We start from the raw sequence: 20409 nt of genomic DNA on the forward strand, positions 1-20409 counted from the left end.
ATTTATATATAAATTTTTTAATAATTCAATAATTTTTAACTAGATTTACATATACTTAAGTCTTTATCTATTATGTCGGAATCTATATTTAAACAGTCAAGGATTGAATGAAATACATAATCATGGCTAATTTCGGTATTAGCATAATTTTTAATTGAAGATACTGCTTTAGGATATTTGGCTTGAAAATCATCTGATACCCAAACTATAAGAGGTACGGTTATTTGTTCTGCAAGTAGTGGACCGCCGTGACCGTAATAACCATTTTCTCCGAGGGACTCGCCGTGATCAGATACATATAATAAAAATGCATTTTTATCTTTAAGCAAATCTATTAAATTAGATAAAAAAAAATCGGTATATAAAATAGAGTTATCATAACTGTTAACTAAAGCAAGCTTATCGCAATCACTTGCATCTCCCTTAACCTTAATAGGACAGGTAGGGGTAAAATACTCAAACTCTTTTGGATATCTCGCATTATAGTTCCAATGGCTGCCGGAAGTGTGCACTACTAAAAATTGTTTCTCTGAGTTTGTTATTATTGCTTTTATAAAAGGCAATATTTTTTCATCATGATCATTTAAAGAAAATAGGGCAGAGCCGCCCGGTAATATAGTAAAATTAACGTCATTATATATATTACTGAGGTCAAAATTTGCAAAACTCCTCATTAAAGTTTGAGTACCGATCCAGGTAGTATTAAAGCCAAGATTTGTTAAAATTGATAAAAAGCTGTTCTCTTGTCTACTATTTTCAATTTGACTTGCAGGATAACGTGAAAGTAACGACGGTACGGAAAGATAGGTAAGGTTAGAAGAAGATTTAGCTTTGAAAGAAATTAGGTTTTGAGTAGTCTTTAAGTAAGGAGTCGTATCTCTTTCATAACCGTTAATACCGAAATGATCAAATCTTGCTGATTCTCCTATAACTAAAACACCGATAATATCTTTATCTGACTTATCTATAAAGTTATATTGTTTGCTAATATCTATACATGCATAATTTTTATCACCGAAATTTCCGGCAAAATTAAGGTAGCTATTATGTAAATACTGAATGGGAAAATAATTTTTTAGTATCTTAAATGAAGGAGTAATAATATTATATACAAAAATAAGTAAGCAAGTGGCAGATAATAGTTTTGTTACGAATGATTTAGAATTTTCAGCGGCAAAAGATTTGAGAGTATAAAAACAGGTAAAAAGGCAAAAAATTATCCATATTATTAACTTAATGCTGGTTAATTCATAAACTTCGTTTAAATCCGTTGAGAAAAAACTACCTATTACTTGTTTAGTAGGATTGATTTTGAAGAAATAAATGTAATAACTAGCAATAGCGGATGTTATAAATAAAAACCCCACGCCGATTTTTAACACTAATCTATGTACGCTAAGACCGCAAAATGCTAAAAAAGAAAATATATAAATATAGCAAAAATCTTTTGATAACTCTAATATTCCTCTAAAGATTGTTGCTTTATAATAATCAAATTTATAAATCAATATTGCGGTATTAAATAATAAACAATAAATAAAGGCTAAAATCGCCGATAATTTAATTAATTTCGTATCTAAATGTTTCTGAATAGTTTTTAGCATAAATAATAATTAATAAAGTAATTTTTATAACTATCATGATCATAAAAAATCTTCAAGAATTTTATCGGCTTTTAATACCAAATGCTCCGCTTATCGCTATTGATTGCGGAAGCAAAAAATTAGGAATCGCATTATCTAATCAAGAACGTAGTATTGCTATGCCCTTAAATACTATAACCGAGATAAATACAAAAATTGTTATTACTTCCTTGCTTAATATCATCGAGAAATATAAAGTTTGTGGTGTTATAATAGGTCTACCGATTAATATGAGCGGAGCAGTAACGGAGCAAACAAATATAGTGATGCAATTTGCTGAAGAGCTAGCAAAATCTATAAACTTGCCTATATATTTACAAGATGAAAGATTAACTACCAAAGCTGCAAATAATTTCCTTAAGTCGTTTGGAGTGAAAAGAAAAGACCGTAATAATAACGATGATGCAGTAGCTGCTAGTATGATTCTTGAAACCGTGCTTGATGCTATAAAAAATATTTAATTAGGAAAGAATTGAGGAGTTGTTGTATGGATCGAAAAACCTACTCAATGTCATCCCCGCGAAAGCGAGGATCCAGACTAACAAATCTTTCATTTTGAAGATTTTTTATTATATAGTTTTTTTAAGTAAAGCTTTTAAAAAAAAGCTTTACTTTACTGGATTCCCGCCTACGCGGGAATGACATAAAACGGTCCATGCAACAAAGCCAAGAATTTATGACAAACAAATTACCTCCTATTTCACCGGGACAAATGTTACTAGCAGAATTTATGGAACCTATGGGGATTAGTCAAAGCAAACTTGCTCGTGATATTGATGTACCCGTTACTAGGATCAATAATATAATTAAGCATCATCGTTCAATTACCGCTGATACAGCCCTTCGTTTGGGTAAGTATTTTAATATTAATCCTCGTTGGTGGATTAATATGCAAGACCAATATGATTTAGAGCTTGCAGCAGATGAAGGTTGGAAAATTACAGAAGATAGCATAAGAACCTTTTCTATGGCAAGTTAATTATTTATAACTCAATATTGTTACGCACTCACAACACTATTGTAAAGATATATTATTTATGATAGAACCGATTCGGTCAAAATAAATAAAATATACTATGAAAATATTAATTTTAGGTGTTACCGGTATGCTAGGTAATAGCATATTCAGGTTTTTAAGTATTAATAAAAAATTTGACATTTTTGCAACAGCCCGAAATAATTCAGCTCGTTCTTACTTTTCTAAGGATTTATCCGATAAATTAATTACAAATGTAGATGTTGAGAACCATGATTCGTTAGTTGAGGTATTGAATCGAACAAAACCCGATATAGTAATAAATTGTATAGGGCTTGTAAAACAATTGGCAGATGCTAATGATCCGTTAAAAGCATTACCGATAAATAGTTTGTTGCCTCATAGGCTAGCTAATTTATGTAAACTAGTTAATTCAAGGTTAATCCATATTAGTACTGACTGTGTATTTTCAGGAAAAAAAGGTAATTATAAGGAAAGCGATTTTTCTGACTGTTATGACCTTTACGGTCGTTCAAAATTTCTTGGTGAGGTAGATCATCCGCATGCTATCACATTGCGTACTTCCATTATAGGTCATGAGCTAGCAGGCAATAGAAGCTTAATCAATTGGTTTTTAAGTGCAGAAGGTTCAGTGAAAGGGTTTGAGAAAGCTATTTATTCAGGATTCCCGACAGTAGAGCTTGCAAGAATAATAAGGGATTTTGTGTTACCTAATAAAGAGTTGCACGGGCTTTATCATGTTGCCTCAAAACCGATTAATAAGTTAGAATTGTTAAAATTAGTAGCAGAAATATATAATAAAGAAATTGATATTATTCCGTCAGATGAGCTTGTAATAGATCGCTCACTAGATAGCACTCGTTTTAATGAGGTGACAGGATATACGCCTCCTGAATGGCGTGAGCTTGTAAAGCGTATGTGTGAGTTTAAGTAAATTGACATAGAAGAAAAATGTCCGGTTACTATAGGCTTGTACACGGAATCCAGCATAAAGTGAGATAAATCGAGCTTTTTATGTTTGTATTTTTTATAACTGAATCCTGTGGACAAACCACAGGATGACTACCTTAGAGTGTTTCTCGATTGACACAATGACAGAATGAATAATAACAAAATAGGTATTTATATATAATGTTTGTAGATAAAACTTTAATGATTACAGGAGGCACCGGTTCGTTTGGTAATGCGGTGCTTTCTCGTTTTCTTAAATCCGATATTATTAACGATATTAAGGAAATTCGTATTTTCAGTAGAGATGAAAAAAAGCAAGAGGATATGCGTATTGCTTTAAATAATCCGAAACTTAAATGCTATATCGGGGACGTACGCAATTATAAAAGTATTGATGAGGCAATGCACGGTGTAGATTATGTATTCCATGCCGCTGCTTTAAAGCAGGTTCCGACTTGTGAATTTTATCCTATGGAAGCAATAAATACTAACGTCTTAGGTGCTGAAAATGTTTTAAGTGCTGCTATTAATAACAAAGTTACAAAAGTTATTGTACTGAGTACCGATAAGGCTGTATATCCAATTAATGCAATGGGATTATCTAAAGCATTAATGGAAAAGTTAGCAATAGCAAAAGCACGTATGCGTTCTCCAGGTGAGACTGTGCTTTGCGTCACTAGATACGGTAACGTTATGGCTTCCAGAGGTTCGGTAATTCCTCTTTTTATCAATCAAATAAAACAAGGTAAGGAATTAACCATTACAGAACCGTCAATGACACGTTTTTTAATGTCGCTTGTAGATTCTGTGGATTTAGTTTTATATGCGTTTGAGCATGGTCATCAGGGTGATATTTTCGTACAAAAATCTCCAGCAAGCACAATTGAAGTACTCGCAAAAGCATTACAAGATATATTCGATAGCAAAAATGAAATACGTTTTATCGGTACACGTCACGGCGAAAAACATTACGAATCATTAGTATCATCAGAAGAAATGGCAAAAGCTGATGATTTAAGGGATTATTACCGTATTCCTATGGACGGGCGCGATCTTAATTATGCAAAATATTTTGTTGAAGGTGAAAAGAAAGTAGCTCTTTTAGAGGATTACACTTCCCATAATACAAAACGTTTAAATTTAGAAGAAGTAAAAGAGTTATTACTGACTCTTGATTACGTACAAGAGGAGCTAAAAAATGCTTAAGGTAATGATGATTGTCGGTACTCGTCCTGAACTTATTAAACTATGCTGCGTGATTTCTGAGTTTGATAAATATACTAATCACATCCTGGTTCACACCGGTCAAAATTATGCATATGAATTACATCAGGTTTTTTTTGATGATATGGGAATTAGAAAACCCGATTATTTCTTAGAAGTAGCAGCAGATAATACGGCAAAATCTATCGGGCTTATTATCGAAAAAGTTGATGAAGTACTTGAGAAAGAAAAACCCGACGCTGTTTTATTTTACGGTGATACTAATTCATGTTTATCGGCAATTGCCGCTAAACGCCGTAAAATTCCGATTTTTCATATGGAAGCGGGAAATCGTTGTTTTGATCAGCGTGTACCTGAAGAAATAAACCGTAAAATCATTGATCATATTAGTGACGTTAACATTACGTTAACCGAGCATGCAAGACGTTATTTAATTTTCGAAGGTTTACCGCCTGAGCTTATTTTTAAATCAGGTTCGCATATGCCTGAGGTCCTGGATCGCTTTATGCCTAAAATATTAAAGTCTGATATTTTAGATAAATTGTCACTTACCACAAAGCAATATTTCTTAATTAGCTCACATCGTGAGGAAAATGTTGATGTCAAAAATAATCTGAAAGAATTATTAAGTAGTTTACAAACGCTTATTAAAGAGTATAATTTTCCTATAATCTTCTCAACACACCCAAGGACTAAAAAAAGGCTTGAGGATTTAGAGGGGTTTAAAGAACTTGGCGATAAAATAAGATTTTTGCCGGCCTTTGGGTTTACGGACTACGTCAAACTTCAGATGAATGCATTTTGTATTTTATCCGATAGTGGTACTATTACTGAAGAGGCGTCTATACTTAATTTACCTGCTTTAAATATTCGAGAAGCACATGAACGTCCTGAAGGTATGGACGCCGGAACGCTTATTATGTCGGGTTTTAAGGCTAAACGGGTACTACAATCGGTGAAAGCTATTACGGAAGAACACGAGAATAATAAACGCTTGCAAGATATCGTGCCGGATTATGCAGAAGCAGGACTTGTATCAAAGAAAATATTACGTATAGTTTTAAGTTATGTGGATTATGTTAACCGTACAGTATGGTTTAAAAAGTAATCCTATTCATTATTATCATATCAAAAACATGAAATTCTTTAAATTAATAAAACTTAACACTTTATTTTTAAGTGTTTTTTTACTAATAACTCTTATATCTTCTTTTTGCTATTCCAAAGAAAATTCTTATAAAAAAATAGTTTTCCTTGTTAGTACAGAGACATTCGGCGGCAAAGGCGTATACGCAATATATAATGAGATGAAAAAAATAGGTCATGATGTCAAAATTGTAATAGTACCTCATCCTCATCCCAATATTCAAGGAGGAATAGATACCGGGTTTATTAGTAAATTTGATACACAAGATGTGATATATCCATGCGGTAAGTATGCTTCTTATTCAAATGTTAATACAAAATGTGAAATTTCTGAATTAAAAAATTATCAGCCGGATTTTATTTTTACGCAAAACCCTTACGAAAATTTTCAAGGCTATATATCAGAACCTTTTACGGCTGCTAATTTGTATAAGAGCTTTAGAGGAACTAAAACAAAAATTATGTATATAGTCTATGGTCCTCATATCTTTCATCAAAAAAATATTGATAATGATAAGTTATCAAGTTGCATAGAGACGGTGTTTGTTGATTCAGAAAGTACAAAGGATATCTTTATTAGTAATTATAAATTTCCTAAGGATAGAGTTATTGTTTCAGGTTATCAACCATACTATGAAGTAAGAAATTATAATATTAAAGAAAAACCAAACTCGGAAACCATTTTATGGCTTCCTAGATGGGAATTATCATTTAAAAATAGAGATTTATATGAAGGAGGTTCTACTTTCTTAAATTATCACTATTTTTTCTATAATTATGCATTACAACATCCTAATATTCATTTTATTATAAGACCGCATGTTACACTATTTACCTATGCGGTCGGTAAAAATTACTTAAGCCAAAGTGATATGGATAATATATTAAGTAGATTTAACTCTTTAAAGAATGTTACTGTTTCTGCACATGCATTCAGGTCGTTACTGGATGATATAATGGTGTCAGATATTGTAATAAGTGACGGTACTTCATCTCTTGCTGAAGTAGTGGTTGCCGATAAGCCTATAATTTACTTAAGTAATGGTTGGAATAATGAATTTAATAGCAATGCTCTATCTAAAGAATTGAAAAAATATATGTATTTTGCTTATGAGCCGCAAGATATTATTAACTATATAGAATTTATTAAGCAAAATCATTATTTACCTTATCATGAAAATAGTAGTGGCAGAAATCAATTTAAAAAGATGCTTGATCCTGTAGAAAACCCTGCTGCATTTATCGCCGAATATTTATTAAAATTATAATAAAAGATTAATTCCTGGGGAAACTTATGATATTTTAGAGGTAATGCGTCATAAAATTAGCTATAAGATTTTTAAAAAAATTATAGAAGCCGATATACTTAATAGCCCATTAATGCTAAATCAAAAAATAAAAATTTTAGATATAGGTTGTGGAATGGGACATGGAACTTTCATGCTTAGCGATATATTAGGCGTAGAAATTACAGCAATAGATATCAGTAAAGAATCTATAATTTATGCTGAACAAAATTATGGAGCATCTAATATACAATATATTAAATCTGATTTAGTTAGTTTTATTAAAAAGGCAGAAAAATATGATTATATTGTATCACGATATGCACTTGAGCATATTGAAGATGGGTTAAATCTAGTACTTAATCTTAAATATAAAAAACGATTAATAGTAAATGTACCTTTTAATGAACCGGAAGGGAATATACATCATTTAGTTAATTGAATTACTGAAAAAGACTTTGAATCATATCCGAACAAAGAATTTTTCTATAAGGAGTAGATGGTGTAACTAACGACACGCATTCTGAAAAAATCCTCCTAATTCTATAATCTGTATATCTAGTAACTCAGATTTAAAGCCTATAAAACAATTATTTAACTATCCAATCTCAGCTTGGACTCTAGAATTTTTAGAAAAGCTAGGTTTGCAATCCCAAGATATATTAAAACAATTGCTGCACACTAGAGATGCATTTAAAAATAGCGAAGAGAAAAACTTAAACTATGAAATTAAATTAAATAATACTGTAACAGAGCTAAAAATAATGCTTTAGAAGAAATAAAAATTCTTAAAAATAAACTAATTATTAGTGAAGAAGAAAAATCTATTTTTCTAAAGCTCTATAGAAAATTTAAACAATAAAACTAACATTTTATAAATTATTTTTAAAAGTTATGACAATTAGGAAAGATAAACCTCTAAATATTTATCATACTTTAGTTTCCATTATTATACCTGTCTATAATGGGACTAATTATATGAAAGAAGCTATAAATAGTGCTTTAGCACAAACTTACAAAAATATTGAAATTATTGTTGTTAATGATGGTTCAAAAGATAATGGAGAGACAGAACGTGTAGCATTATCATATGGTGATAAAATACGCTATTTTCATAAAGAAAACGGAGGTTGCGGTTCGGCCTTAAATTACGGTATAAAAAACATGAAAGGGGAATATTTTTCGTGGCTTAGCCATGATGACATATATTATCCTAATAAAATCGAGCATCAAGTTGACATATTAAATAAATTAGATAATAAAGATACTATCATTTACGGTGGTTATGAATTAATCGATGAAAAAGGCAACTCTCTACGTTATATTAAACCGGATAGTGTGCTACCTATAAATAAACTTAATATTTCTTTATTACCTTTATTACGAGGATTAATACATGGTTGTTCGTTATTGATTCCTGCTAAATATTTTCATGAAGTCGGTATATTTAATGAGGCTTTACCGACAACGCAAGATTATGATTTATGGTTTAAAATTTTCCGTGTTGCCCCTATTCATTTTGACGAATCTATCCTAATTAAATCTCGTTTTCATTCAGAGCAAGGTAGTAAAAAAATATCAAATCATAACGAAGAATGTAATGTATTATGGTCATCGTTTCTTCACGAGTTAACAGAAGAAGAAATGATCAAAATGGAAGGTTCTCCTTATTTATTTTTAACTCGTACAGCTACTTTTTTATCCAATAATACTCCGTATAAAAAAGCCTGTGATTTAGCAAATACTATGGCTAAACAAGTACTAAATGATACTAAAATTAGTGTTATTATACCGGTATATAATAGAATAAATTGGGCAATTGAAGCTATAGAAAGTGTACTTATTCAAACACACAAAAATTTTGAGATACTTATAATAGATGATGGGTCGACTGATGATATATCAGAATTAACTTCAATATGCAAAAAAGATAAAAGAATAAAATATTTTCATAAAAAAAATGAAGGACCTGCTGCTGCACGTAACTTAGGTATTAAAAATGCTATAGGAAAGTATATTGCTTTCCTTGATTCGGACGATTTATTTTATAAGGATAAAATAGAAATCCAATTAAAGTTTATGGAAGAAAATAATTTTATATTTTCTCATACTTCATATCAAAAAATAAATGAAAAAGGAAAATATATAGAATCTGTTCGTTCCGGGTTTTTTAGTGGCAATGTTTTTCCTCAAGTCATACAAACTTGTCCAATAGCAATGCCGACAGTTATGGGAACTTTGACATTATTCCAAGAAAATTTATTTCCTGAAAATATAAGAAGTGGTGAAGATTGTTGTTTATGGATATCTATTGCTAGTAAAAACTCAATAGGCGGTATAGACAAAGAATTGTCTAAAGTACGAATTAGCGGTGGTACTAATACGTTTATGGACCCCAATAAATATTCAGTAGGTTTAATAAATATTACTTCTTATGTTCTTAATGATTCTTATTTAAGTAAATTTAGTCCGTTTACTATTAATTTGTTATTAGCAGCTGTTACACAATTAAGATTACTAGAAAATAAAAATGAAGACTATAAAAACAGTAATATTTCTTTTTTCAAAAATAACTATGTAATGCAAAAAATACGAACCTATTGCTTTGTGACAAAAATTTTGATTTTATTAACTATTACTTCTATAAGGCAAGAAGGAATACGTGCAACAATCTCTAGAATACAGAGATGGCTTAAAAAGCATATATAAATAACTATTCCTCAAGTATCTTAACTTTTGAGCCGTCACCAATTTTAGTCATACCTTCGGTAACGACTAAGTCACCTGCTTTAATATCGTCAGAGATAATTTCAATTAGACCTTCTGTACGTGTACCGATTTTTACATATAATTGTTTTATCGTATAACCGTCTATTTTATAAATAAAATGACCTTGATTATTTCGTTGAATACAACTTTCAGGAACGGTTAGGTTTTTATGAGGGTTAATTATAAGCGTAACATCTACAAAGCTATTATGCAGGATTTTTGTACCCATAGGTAAAATAATTTTCGCTGTTAAAGTACCATTATCTGATAAGTAATGCGATACTGCCCCGATTGTACTTTTAATTTTTCCTGCAATTAAAACTTCAGTATCGACTCCAACTTTTCCGCTTAAAGACTCCGGCAATTCAATAAAAATACTTTGTGAGTTTTCTGTTCCGGTAATGCTAAAAAGATAGTCACCTATTTTTACTTCATCGCCGACCATAGACTTAATTACGCCTATTTTACCGGAGTAGGGTGCAGTAATTATCATATCATTATATGTTTTTAGAGCTTTGGAATAATTAAATTTTGCATCTTCAAGTTCGCTTTTTGACCTTTTATATTCCTCGTTGCTTACAAATTTTTTAGCGAATAAAGCTTCTTTTCTATTATAATCTTCTTGTTTTGTATTTAATAACGCTGCTGCTTTAGATTTAGTGGTTTCTGCTATGTTTTTATCTATAACTAGCAATATATCCCCTTTTTTTACTATTTCTCCTTGATGTGCTGAGACTTGTTCCACTACTCCGGTGGCATTAGCATAATAATCACGACTATTATCATTCTGGCATTGCCCTACAATATTAAATATGTCGTAAAGCTCGGCAATTTGTACTTTAGTTGCTTTTACTCCTGTAATTTTTTCTTCTTCCTTTTTACTTGCCATAGTAGAAAGCGAGATAAGTAAGGTAAAAAGAACAATAAGTTTTGCAGACATAATATTATACTTTAAGGTGAATAGGTGTCATCTATAGTTTGTCCACGGCATCTAGGAAAAGCAACTAAAAATGTATGTTGTTGTGACATTTTTAGTTGGATACTGTGGACAAGCTACTAGATGACAAAGTATACTTTTTAAGTGCCTTATCCGTTAACCATTTATATTCTTTTTCTAGAATTTCAAATCTAATTTTTTCTAATTGTGCATCAAGAACAGGTTCAGGAACGATAGCAGAACCGGTAAACTCAAATCCTTGATAGTTAATTTTTAGGTTCTTACAAATTTCTTGTAATGATAATAAATTTTCTTCTATATCATCGATAAATATTATTGATTGTGGATAATAATTTGTTTTTCGTAATACATACTCAAGCATGCTTCCTTTATCATATTCCGCAGTGTAAATTATTCCGTCTTTTAATGTAGGTTTACCGTAGCCGGCATTAAAATCTTCTATTATTATCTCATTTTCTAAAGGTGAAAATTCTTGAAAATTTACCTTTAATTCAGTGAGTTCACGAATTCTCCATTCGATCATATCTTCAATTACGCCGAATTTACCGGTAGGAAGTTTAGTAAGACCCATTGCCGGTACATTTTTTTCTGTAAGTAGAGCAAATATCGTTAAGATATCTGGGTTAACAAATCTAGCTTTCCTATCTTTAAGAACAATACTAAGTAATAATTCACATTCTTTTCTAGTAAGTCTTTTTTCAATGTTCTTCATTAATTCTTTTCTATAATCATGTGTTAACCTAGATTCATCACTATCCATTACAATTACTTCATCTACATCAAAAAGCACCAAGCTAGTATTATCGGCTTGTTTTACCGCTTCTATAACTTCTTTAAAATCATGAACTTTATTTATTTTGCTATACATATTTATTGTTTATTTAATATTACTTAAGAGTCTAATTACTTCTTCTAAGGAATTTGTCATTACCGTTAAATCTTCTTCTCTAGATAAATTATGGTGACCGTCTTTAATTAGCTTCATTACTATTTGTTTGCTCGTTATTTTTTCTAATAATTTTACTGAAACATTATAAGGCACGTCTTCATCTAACATCCCATGCATTAGATGTACCGGTATATTTATATCAATCTGTTTCTTTGTCAATAATAAATGTTTTTTTGCATCTTCTATCAGTTTATAGCTTATAGGATATTTATGCTCACAATTTTTACCGCTTACTTCTAGTATTCCCTCTTTTTGCATCTTATTTTGATCATTTAGAGATATATTTTGCCAAATATTTTCAGTAAAATCTGAAGCAGGGGCTACACACACAAGTCCCTTTATTTTATCAGGAAATCTTAAAGCCGCAAGAAGTGCTAGCCATCCTCCCATGCTCGAACCTACTAATATCGCCTCCGTATTAATTAATTTGTCTAAAACTAGTGATACTCCTTCTAACCAATCACTAATTGTTTGATCCTTAAATTGTCCCGATGCGTTCCCATGGCCGAAATTATCAAAAACAATAAAATTATAATTGTTTTTTTTACAATAATCTATTAAATAGATAGCCTTAGTTGATTGCATACTAGACATTAAGCCGTGTAAAAAAATTACAGATGGAATATTTGTATTAATTATTCTATAATTATCATAGACAATAAATTTGTCTTGTGTTTTATTATAAAGCTTGTGCATTTTAAATATTTTAATAGATTGAGATTTAATGCCTTCATTAAAGTCAAGTAAACGATACAATAAATATACTATTTTACAAGTAGTTCCTGCTCTAGTTTCGGGAGGGGTTGAAAGAGGTACTATAGAAGTTGCAAAATATCTTAAAATTCTCGGTCATACTCCTATCATAATTTCAGCAGGCGGTACTCTAGTTAAAGAGTTAGATAAGGAAGATATATTGCATATTGAAATGAATAGTAGCAGTAAAAATCCTTTTGTAATTCTGAATAATGCAAAATTGATAGCAGAAATAATCAAAAAATATAATGTTGATATAGTTCATACAAGATCAAGAGCACCGGCATGGAGTTCATATCTAGCAACAAAATGGACAAATGCTAAATTTTTGACTACCTTTCATGGGGTTTATAATATTCCGAATAGTTTTAAAAAATATTATAATAGCATAATGCTAAAAGGCAAGAAAGTTATTGCCGTGTCTAATTTTGTAAAACAACACTTGCTCGAAAACTATAAAATTGATGAAGATAAAATAGTAGTAATTAAGCGTGGAGTGAATTGTAATTATTTCGATCCCGCAAATTTAACGCCGGAAAAACTCGCAAAATGTTGTGATAAATATGATGCACCAAGTAACATGCCGATAATATTCATGCCTTCTAGAATGACAAGCTGGAAAGGACATCTTGTTCTAGTAGAAGCATTAAGTAAATTAAAACATAGAGACTTTTATTGTTTAATGGTCGGTGATATATCTAGACATCCCAATTTTACTAATAGAGTAAAAGAGCTTATAGCTAATCTAAAACTTCAAAATAAAATTCAAATTTTTGGTAATGATTCGGATATAATAAACCTATATGGGATTTCCGATATTATCGTTTCTGCCTCAATCGAGCCTGAAGCTTTCGGGCGTACTATTATAGAAGGGCAGGCGATGGAGAAGCTTGTTATTGCAACTAATATCGGCGGGGCAGTAGAGACAATAAATAATAATATAACCGGTTTCCACGTAGAACCAAATAATGCCGAAGCGTTAGCACAGAAAATCGATTATTGTTTCTCGATTTTAGGTACTGATACTGCTAAGAAAATCCAAGAAGCGGCAAGACATACGGTAATTAATAATTTCTCTCTTGATCTGATGCTAAGAAAAAACCTTGAAATCTATAAAGAAATCTTAAAAAACTCCCATAATTGAACATCTAGATTTAGTATATACTTATGATAAATGAAAAGTAGTCAAGTATATAGGGTTGAATAGAATAGCTATTCTCCTAATAATTTTATTTCAGCATACAAATCTTCAAGATTTATATACTGATCATAAAAATTATTATAGTCATGAGATTTACTGTCATGATGCACTACAAGCATTAAAGTTTCCGGTAAAAATTCTTTTAAATCTTGTTGTGCATTTTCTATAGATATTTTATCAAGATTAGCAAATATCTCGTCTAAAATTAATATTTTAGGGTTTAAAATTATAGCTTTAATGATTCCAATTTTTTTCTTTTGACTGCCACTTGGTGCATTTATTACATCATAATTTTTATCACTTAAGTGCGTAATTAATGTACCTAGATCTAATTTTATAAATAGTGTGTTAATTTTTTCTTCTAATAATTGCTTATTACTTTTAATGATTGATTGATCAAGGCTGGAGGTTATTATTTCAAATAAGTAGATTAAACCGGTATGTAACTATTCTGATCAATAAATATTATTTTTGGATTGTGATAATGGGTAGGTATGGAAATTTCACCAATGCTATGGCGCATGGATCAGCAATACAATTGACTAAACTCTTTAAAAAAGTAGTGTGGCCTTTTCCTGAGGAAGCTGAAAGAATATAATGTGCTCCTAGTTTGAATACTAATTTTTCAAAACTCAAAATAGTTCTTTCTTCTATAATTAGGTTATAATCAGAAATTACAAGTTCATCGTTTGTATCATTAGTAGACCATGTTATTCCTTTTTTATTCTCAGAAGAAATTGCCTCTATTAATTTTGTAATTCTCGCTTGTGATATAACTGCTCCACTAAAGATTATTTTTAATGAGGAACTTGTTAAGAACGATTTTAAGGTTTCAAGCCAAGGATTAAGTAGTAGAGCTTGCTCAGGCGTAATCTCTTTTTTACTTTATAAATATAGTAAAGTGATTTTATGAATTTATCGGAGATATCTAGTATAGTAGTTATAGTATTTTTTGTGCTATCTAAAAACAACATTTTCTTTGATATTTCTTTTTTAGCTTTAAATTGCTTGGCATATTGATTTTGTACAAATTGAGCAGAATCAGTTAACAAGATATTTGAAGTATTAGAGGATATATTTCTTACTATAGAAGCTTTATTTTCGTTAATTTTCTCTGCTTCTTGCCTGTAAGAAATATCCAGTTGATATAATATATTTAAAAATCCTTGCTTAATATTTTCAAACTCATTAAATATAATAGCTCCTGGAACTAAATTCATTATATCTTGCAATGCAATAAGCTGTATAATTTTTTGAGTGGTTAATTTCCCTAATTGTAAAATTCCAATAGTGAAAGTATTATTAAGATCATTAAATAAATTATTAGTAATAGCTTCTTATATCCTTTAATCCTAAGATTTTACTTTTATATTCCTCGTTTAGTAACAGTTCTAAAGCTTTTTGTTCGATTAAATCTTGAGTATTTTGTGTTAAAGAAGCTTTATATGATTGGAATAGTGTGCTTATTATATTTTTGCCACACCATAAAATACTGATTTTTGCTCCTTGAGAAACAAGAGGTCCTATAGCAGCATTAGGGTCCTGTATGAGTAAGGTTAATGCAATTAATGTATTGCCATCATTTCCGGTATAGTTAATAAAACTACTAATTTATTTATGCTTCAATTAAATCTAAAACCCTTGGGTTACATCTTTAATTTCATTTTTTGAATCATGTTTAAAATTGTTAGAAAGTATATTAGAATCAATTACCCTAATATTAGGAGTTAAGTTTGTCTGCATTTCTTTTAAATTTTCCTGATAATTTAAGAAATCAGTCCCATAATATGCTAAGCCTACTATTGCAACTGTAGAAGTTAAATAAATTGGTACTGAATAATTAGGAAAAGTTGTGATGAGATTTGTAGTAATAGGGTAGATTAAACTTCCTTTAAATGTGGCAGAAGTAAGATAATGTTTCTGAAAATACCCTTCGGTTATTAAGATTTCATCAGCAAGAGTGGCCGAAACAAAAAGACTGCTTCCTGTTGTCCCATTTATAATAAAACCAGTTATACTGCTAATTATTAAATGCGTTCCATATGCTAACTTCTTGGAAAAGGTAGAAGCAGTATTATATGTTCTTAAAAATAATACGCAAGTAGAAACAATTATTATATATAGGGCATTATTTATTAAAAATAGGTATTAGGTATCGTCATTGTGAGCGGGCGTTGTTGTGTGTATCGAAAAAGGCACTCGGTGTCATACCGTGGTTTGACCACGGTATCCAAAAACAACTAAAAATACTAATAATGTTAGTATTTTAAACTGGATCCCGCGATCAAGTCGCGGGATGACAACTGAAAAACTGATCCACACAGCAATACCTTTCGGGCGATTGAAAGTAGCGTGGCACTCCATAAAAATAATAAAAAAATGCTAATTTTTAGCATTTTTTTATTTCCTTGCTTCGTCAAAATTACAGTCTTTTTCTTAGCTCAGACGTTAAATTCTTAACTAATCTATCTTTAATAAACGCTGCCGAATTAGGTGATAAGTTGTATTATAGTATAAAGAAAAAATGTAGGTGTAGGGAAAAAAGTAAAAAGGCAGATAAATAAAACCTACCTTTTTGTAATTATTAACGAGAATATAACTCGATTACTAAATGCACTTCTGCTTCAAAAGGATATGGGACATCAGAAAGAGCAGGAACTCTTAAATATTTACCGGTTAATGAAGGTACATCAAATGATAAATACCCCGGTGTTGTTTGACCTTGTTTTGAAACGGATTCTTGGATAAGCGGTATTTGTTTTACAGATTCTTTAACTTCTATAACATCGCCTGCCTTTAGTCGTATGCTTGCGATATCGACTTTCTTACCGTTTAATTTAATATGTCCGTGTGAAACTAACTGTCTTGCAGCAAAAATAGTTGGAGCTATATTCATTCTATAAACTACCGTATCAAGTCTACTTTCAAGTAACCCAATGAAGTTTTCACCGGTATTACCTTTCATTTTTTGAGCAAGTGCAAAAATATTTCTAAATTGTTTTTCAGTGACACGACCGTAGTGGCATTTCAATCTTTGCTTAGCTTTTAAATGTAAACCATAATCTGAAGTTTTAATCATGGTATTCTGCCCATGTTGCCCGGGACGATAATTTCGTGTATTGAAAGCATCCTTGCTATCACCCCATAGACTTACTCCAAGTCTTCTACTAGCTTTATATTTAGAACGAACAATTTTTGTCACTGATAATATCCTTAACTTATTATTTGAATTACAAAAAAATATATACATTTCTTGCATCAAAGTCAATCATTGATTTTTAACCTAAAACTTTTTATATTTAATTAAAAAATATTTCATATGAGTTCTTTAGTAAGGCCAATCAATTTAGGTAAAATCAATCATTCACAAAGTACTGTTAAAGACTATATTTTACTTATGAAACCGCGTGTAATATCGCTTGTGATTTTTACGGGTTTTGTAGGTATGTGGCTTGCTCCTTATTCCGTGCATCCGTTTATTGCTGGTATTGCAGTTGTTTGCATAGCTCTTGGGGCAGGTAGTGCAGGGGCAATTAATATGTGGTACGATAGAGACATCGATAGCTTAATGAAACGTACCCAAAAAAGACCGATAGTAAGAGGAGTTATAGAATCTGATGAAGCTTTATCTTTTGGTTTGATAACGGGATTTTTTGCAGTATTTTTTATGGCTTTATGTGTTAATCTACTTGCATCCTTTTTACTGCTATTCACTATTTTTTATTATATCTGTATTTATACTATTTGGTTAAAGCGTCGTTCTATACAAAATATCGTTATTGGCGGAGTATCGGGAGCATTACCTCCTGTGATAGGTTATGCAGCGGTAAGCAATACTATATCTCTAGAGTCGATTATATTATTTTTGATTATTTTTATTTGGACGCCGCCGCATTCATGGGCTCTTGCTTTATTCTGTAACGATGACTACAAAAACTGTAAAGTACCGATGATGCCTGCAGTAAAAGGGACTTTATATACTAAAAAACAAATTCTAATTTACAGTATTCTTTTATTTATTGTTTCGCTAATGCCTTTTTTTATTGGAATGAATAATTTTATATATTTAATAATTTCTGGTATTCTTGGGGTAGTATTTCTATATTATGCTGGTTCTTTATTCTATGACACCTCTGATAACAAACAAGCTAAACGATTTTTTGCCTATTCGATATTTTACTTGTTTTTTATATTTTTACTTTTGTACTCAACTAACACTATATCCACTATTAGCTGAGAGATAATAGTGTTGGGTTACTTTTATGGAAGATAAAATTGAAACACAACGTGAAGAAACATATCATAAGTTTATTTTCATGCAAGTGATTTTTTATTTATAACTGTAATTTTTAAATTTTATGCTTTTGTTTCGTAATTTTGATAAGTAGGAAGAGTTAGAATATATATCGTATTTTATTCCATGGGAGCAACCTATCATGCAACACACTCCATCGTTGGATAAAACTACTCTTAATATACCGGCTTTATAACGTACTGCCTTGCCTCCATATTCGCTTACTTTATTTTCCTGTATATTTGGTTGTCAAATTAAAGCTTCACTCTATAATCCATTTGAGGCAATATTTCTTTCATGCTGCTTATCGTTATGCGTTAAAAATATGCATTCCGCTTTTATAAACGGTTTATATTGGTTATTTATGTATTGAGCTAAATCTTCAAATAACTTTGCATATTCGGTAAGCCAGCCTTCATAAGCAATAATAGGAGCAAAGTTTAGATGAACTTCGTAACCTGCTTCAATAAAAATATTCACCGCTTTTATTCTCTCGATAATTGGACTCGTTTTTGGCTCTAATATCTCACTCATTCTTGCTGGCATCAAACTAAATCTAATCCTTATTTTGTTTTCAGGATTAAAATTAAGTAATTTAGGATTGACATATTTAGTAGCTAAATTTACTTTAGCACGTGGATCTTCTTTAAAGCAATTAAATATCTTTAACCAATTAGTGTGTTTCCAATGCAAACTTACATTGGTAGAACAACCTATATCATATGTCCAATATTTAGAATCTGTTTGATTGGAAATTTTAGTCGGTAAATTTGCTATATGTTTATCCAATACGTGTCAAGTATTTGATCTATATTTTCATTGATATATAATGTCTCATAGTTATGACGCATAACATAACAATAACTATTTCTGCAACCTCCGGCACAGCCATACATGAAGTTAGGCATTATGTAATCAGTTGATTTGCCATTATTAGGACGTACGTGCAAAGTTTTCGTATTTTGTACTATTTTCTTAATCATACGATTTTAAATTAAAGTTTATTTAAAATACTTACTTAGCTTTACAAACTTCAGATTTATTTACTTACATTGAAATTGTAGTTATAAATTATTAATTACAAATATATCATAAGTTATGGCAAAACCAAGCTATCTAAATTTTGATAATAAAAGTTATAAATGGAAAAATGATATTGAGTATCGTAAATGCCCGGAAAGCTATAGAGTAGGTAAAGGTGAGCAAGGAGTATGCATTGGTCAACCATATAAAAATGAAATTTTGCCTTATTGGAAGTTTAAAACTCCTGAAATTGCTAAAGAAAGTAGTGAAAAAATATATGAAATATTTTTAAAATCCTTAGATGATAATGATTGTGTTGGAGCTGATATGGCGCGTAAATATTTGCAGATGGGTTTTACTAGAAGTAGACGTTATGCTAATTATAAAGGTGGGAAAAAATATAACAAAGAACATGATTATAAGAAATTAGAAAGAGGAGGGGGATCCAAAAAAAAGTGAAAAGTGCCGATATATTTTTCAAAAAATGACAAGTGGCAGAAGAGTATGAGAAATATAAAAAGATGAAAATAGAATGGAAAAAACAATATGGGTAAATATTAGCTTTACCAAGTTAGTGTTTTTATATTATGGTAGATTAATAGAGGATAAATTATGACTAAAGATGAAATTGTGGAGCTGTTTAAAAAATATCTCGATCTTCATAACAGATATCAATATCAAGAAGAAAAAGACAATCTACGACAATTCGTTGACACTGATCCTGAAGAACTTTCAAATTTTATTGAAACTTAAACTGAAAAATATAACAATAGAGAAGCTGAAGTTTGTCATAGTTTAAGTTCTATTTTAATGGAAAAACAACAAGATAATGCGATTAAATTATTAAAGAAAGCTATTGAACTAGATCCAAGTAAAGCATACTCTCACGAAGAGTTTTTTAATAAATTACATAAAAATCCGGAGGAAGTACTCGCTTCTATCAAAAGAGCTATAGGGTTAAATCCAAATAAAAAATCATTATATGAAGACCTTATTATTTTGTTGACAAAGGCAAATTATGATGAAGAAGCAGCAAAAATTACTAAAGCAATTCAAGATTTCCCTAAAAACATACCTAATTTGGTCTTAGATACTGAGGAAACAAAGGATGTGTATCCATTAGGTTTGGCACAGGAATAACTGTATCAAAACGTGGGTATTTACGAGTTTTTCACTGTCATCTAGTTTGCTTACTAACTTAAAGTCTAGAAAAAA

20 protein-coding genes are annotated in these 20409 nt (G+C 30.5%); 13 read left to right on the forward strand and 7 right to left on the reverse strand.

Annotated elements, in window-relative coordinates; translation table 11 throughout:
• Nucleotides 1-35: 35 nt before the first annotated feature.
• Complete coding sequence (locus MCC_RS02910) at nt 36-1604, reverse strand: phosphoethanolamine transferase (protein ID WP_014408462.1); 1569 nt, start codon at nt 1602-1604, stop codon at nt 36-38.
• Nucleotides 1605-1639: 35 nt separating this feature from the next.
• Here MCC_RS02910 and ruvX point away from each other — a divergent pair, with 35 nt between their 5' ends.
• From ruvX to MCC_RS02950, 8 genes are all read left to right on the forward strand, one after another.
• Nucleotides 1640-2104, forward strand: a complete 465-nt coding sequence (gene ruvX, locus MCC_RS02915) for a Holliday junction resolvase RuvX (RefSeq protein ID WP_014408463.1) — start codon at nt 1640-1642, stop codon at nt 2102-2104.
• A 194-nt stretch (nt 2105-2298) separates the two neighbouring features.
• Nucleotides 2299-2622 (forward strand): HigA family addiction module antitoxin, encoded by a 324-nt coding sequence (locus tag MCC_RS02920; RefSeq protein WP_014408464.1) that lies wholly within the window; start codon nt 2299-2301, stop codon nt 2620-2622.
• 97 nt (nt 2623-2719) lie between these two features.
• On the forward strand, nt 2720-3574 hold the full coding sequence (locus MCC_RS02925) for a dTDP-4-dehydrorhamnose reductase family protein (RefSeq protein ID WP_014408465.1): 855 nt from the start codon (nt 2720-2722) through the stop codon (nt 3572-3574).
• A 197-nt stretch (nt 3575-3771) separates the two neighbouring features.
• Nucleotides 3772-4797, forward strand: a complete 1026-nt coding sequence (gene capD / locus MCC_RS02930; RefSeq protein ID WP_014408466.1) for a UDP-glucose 4-epimerase — start codon at nt 3772-3774, stop codon at nt 4795-4797.
• Nucleotides 4790-5923 carry a non-hydrolyzing UDP-N-acetylglucosamine 2-epimerase gene (gene wecB / locus MCC_RS02935; protein WP_014408467.1) on the forward strand — a complete coding sequence of 378 codons (1134 nt, stop codon included), beginning with the start codon at nt 4790-4792 and terminating at the stop codon, nt 5921-5923. Before capD ends, wecB begins: the two co-directional genes overlap by 8 nt.
• Nucleotides 5883-7229: a hypothetical protein gene (locus tag MCC_RS02940; protein ID WP_014365965.1), complete on the forward strand. Its 1347-nt coding sequence runs from the start codon at nt 5883-5885 to the stop codon at nt 7227-7229. Before wecB ends, MCC_RS02940 begins: the two co-directional genes overlap by 41 nt.
• Nucleotides 7230-7272: 43 nt before the next feature.
• Nucleotides 7273-7689: a class I SAM-dependent methyltransferase gene (locus tag MCC_RS02945; protein WP_014408468.1), complete on the forward strand. Its 417-nt coding sequence runs from the start codon at nt 7273-7275 to the stop codon at nt 7687-7689.
• A gap of 452 nt (nt 7690-8141) precedes the next feature.
• On the forward strand, nt 8142-9956 hold the full coding sequence (locus tag MCC_RS02950) for a glycosyltransferase family 2 protein (RefSeq protein WP_014408469.1): 1815 nt from the start codon (nt 8142-8144) through the stop codon (nt 9954-9956).
• 4 nt (nt 9957-9960) lie between these two features.
• Here MCC_RS02950 and MCC_RS02955 read toward each other — a convergent pair whose 3' ends face one another.
• From MCC_RS02955 to MCC_RS02965, 3 genes are all read right to left on the reverse strand, one after another.
• Nucleotides 9961-10959 (reverse strand): efflux RND transporter periplasmic adaptor subunit, encoded by a 999-nt coding sequence (locus MCC_RS02955; RefSeq protein ID WP_196792994.1) that lies wholly within the window; start codon nt 10957-10959, stop codon nt 9961-9963.
• Between the two features lie 88 nt (nt 10960-11047).
• The gene (locus MCC_RS02960; protein ID WP_014408471.1) at nt 11048-11842 is read right to left on the reverse strand and encodes a DUF2608 domain-containing protein; all 795 of its coding nucleotides are present in this window, start codon (nt 11840-11842) and stop codon (nt 11048-11050) included.
• 9 nt (nt 11843-11851) lie between these two features.
• The gene (locus MCC_RS02965) at nt 11852-12619 is read right to left on the reverse strand and encodes an alpha/beta hydrolase (protein WP_014408472.1); all 768 of its coding nucleotides are present in this window, start codon (nt 12617-12619) and stop codon (nt 11852-11854) included.
• A gap of 28 nt (nt 12620-12647) precedes the next feature.
• Here MCC_RS02965 and MCC_RS02970 point away from each other — a divergent pair, with 28 nt between their 5' ends.
• Nucleotides 12648-13820 carry a glycosyltransferase family 4 protein gene (locus MCC_RS02970; RefSeq protein ID WP_014408473.1) on the forward strand — a complete coding sequence of 391 codons (1173 nt, stop codon included), beginning with the start codon at nt 12648-12650 and terminating at the stop codon, nt 13818-13820.
• Nucleotides 13821-14701: 881 nt separating this feature from the next.
• On the opposite strand, the gene MCC_RS10175 is transcribed toward MCC_RS02970, so the two are convergent.
• Nucleotides 14702-15097 (reverse strand): hypothetical protein, encoded by a 396-nt coding sequence (locus MCC_RS10175; protein ID WP_014408476.1) that lies wholly within the window; start codon nt 15095-15097, stop codon nt 14702-14704.
• A 1364-nt stretch (nt 15098-16461) separates the two neighbouring features.
• A complete protein-coding gene (rpsD, locus tag MCC_RS02990; RefSeq protein WP_014408479.1) occupies nt 16462-17079 on the reverse strand; it encodes a 30S ribosomal protein S4 in 618 nt (205 codons plus the stop codon).
• 117 nt (nt 17080-17196) lie between these two features.
• Between rpsD and cyoE the strand changes: the two genes are divergently transcribed.
• Nucleotides 17197-18114 carry a heme o synthase gene (cyoE, locus tag MCC_RS02995; protein ID WP_014365955.1) on the forward strand — a complete coding sequence of 306 codons (918 nt, stop codon included), beginning with the start codon at nt 17197-17199 and terminating at the stop codon, nt 18112-18114.
• 324 nt (nt 18115-18438) lie between these two features.
• On the opposite strand, the gene MCC_RS03000 is transcribed toward cyoE, so the two are convergent.
• The gene (locus MCC_RS03000; protein ID WP_014408480.1) at nt 18439-18960 is read right to left on the reverse strand and encodes a spore photoproduct lyase family protein; all 522 of its coding nucleotides are present in this window, start codon (nt 18958-18960) and stop codon (nt 18439-18441) included.
• Nucleotides 18961-19269: 309 nt separating this feature from the next.
• Here MCC_RS03000 and MCC_RS03005 point away from each other — a divergent pair, with 309 nt between their 5' ends.
• The 3 genes from MCC_RS03005 to MCC_RS03015 all read left to right on the forward strand — a co-directional run bounded on the left by MCC_RS03005 (nt 19270) and on the right by MCC_RS03015 (nt 20334).
• A complete protein-coding gene (locus MCC_RS03005; protein WP_014408481.1) occupies nt 19270-19653 on the forward strand; it encodes a DUF4385 family protein in 384 nt (127 codons plus the stop codon).
• Between the two features lie 153 nt (nt 19654-19806).
• On the forward strand, nt 19807-19947 hold the full coding sequence (locus tag MCC_RS08895) for a hypothetical protein (RefSeq protein ID WP_155813856.1): 141 nt from the start codon (nt 19807-19809) through the stop codon (nt 19945-19947).
• Between the two features lie 57 nt (nt 19948-20004).
• Nucleotides 20005-20334: a hypothetical protein gene (locus MCC_RS03015; RefSeq protein WP_014408482.1), complete on the forward strand. Its 330-nt coding sequence runs from the start codon at nt 20005-20007 to the stop codon at nt 20332-20334.
• Nucleotides 20335-20409 lie beyond the last annotated feature (75 nt).

Origin of the sequence: Rickettsia rhipicephali str. 3-7-female6-CWPP (assembly GCF_000284075.1) — a bacterium.
Lineage (GTDB): Bacteria > Pseudomonadota > Alphaproteobacteria > Rickettsiales > Rickettsiaceae > Rickettsia > Rickettsia rickettsii.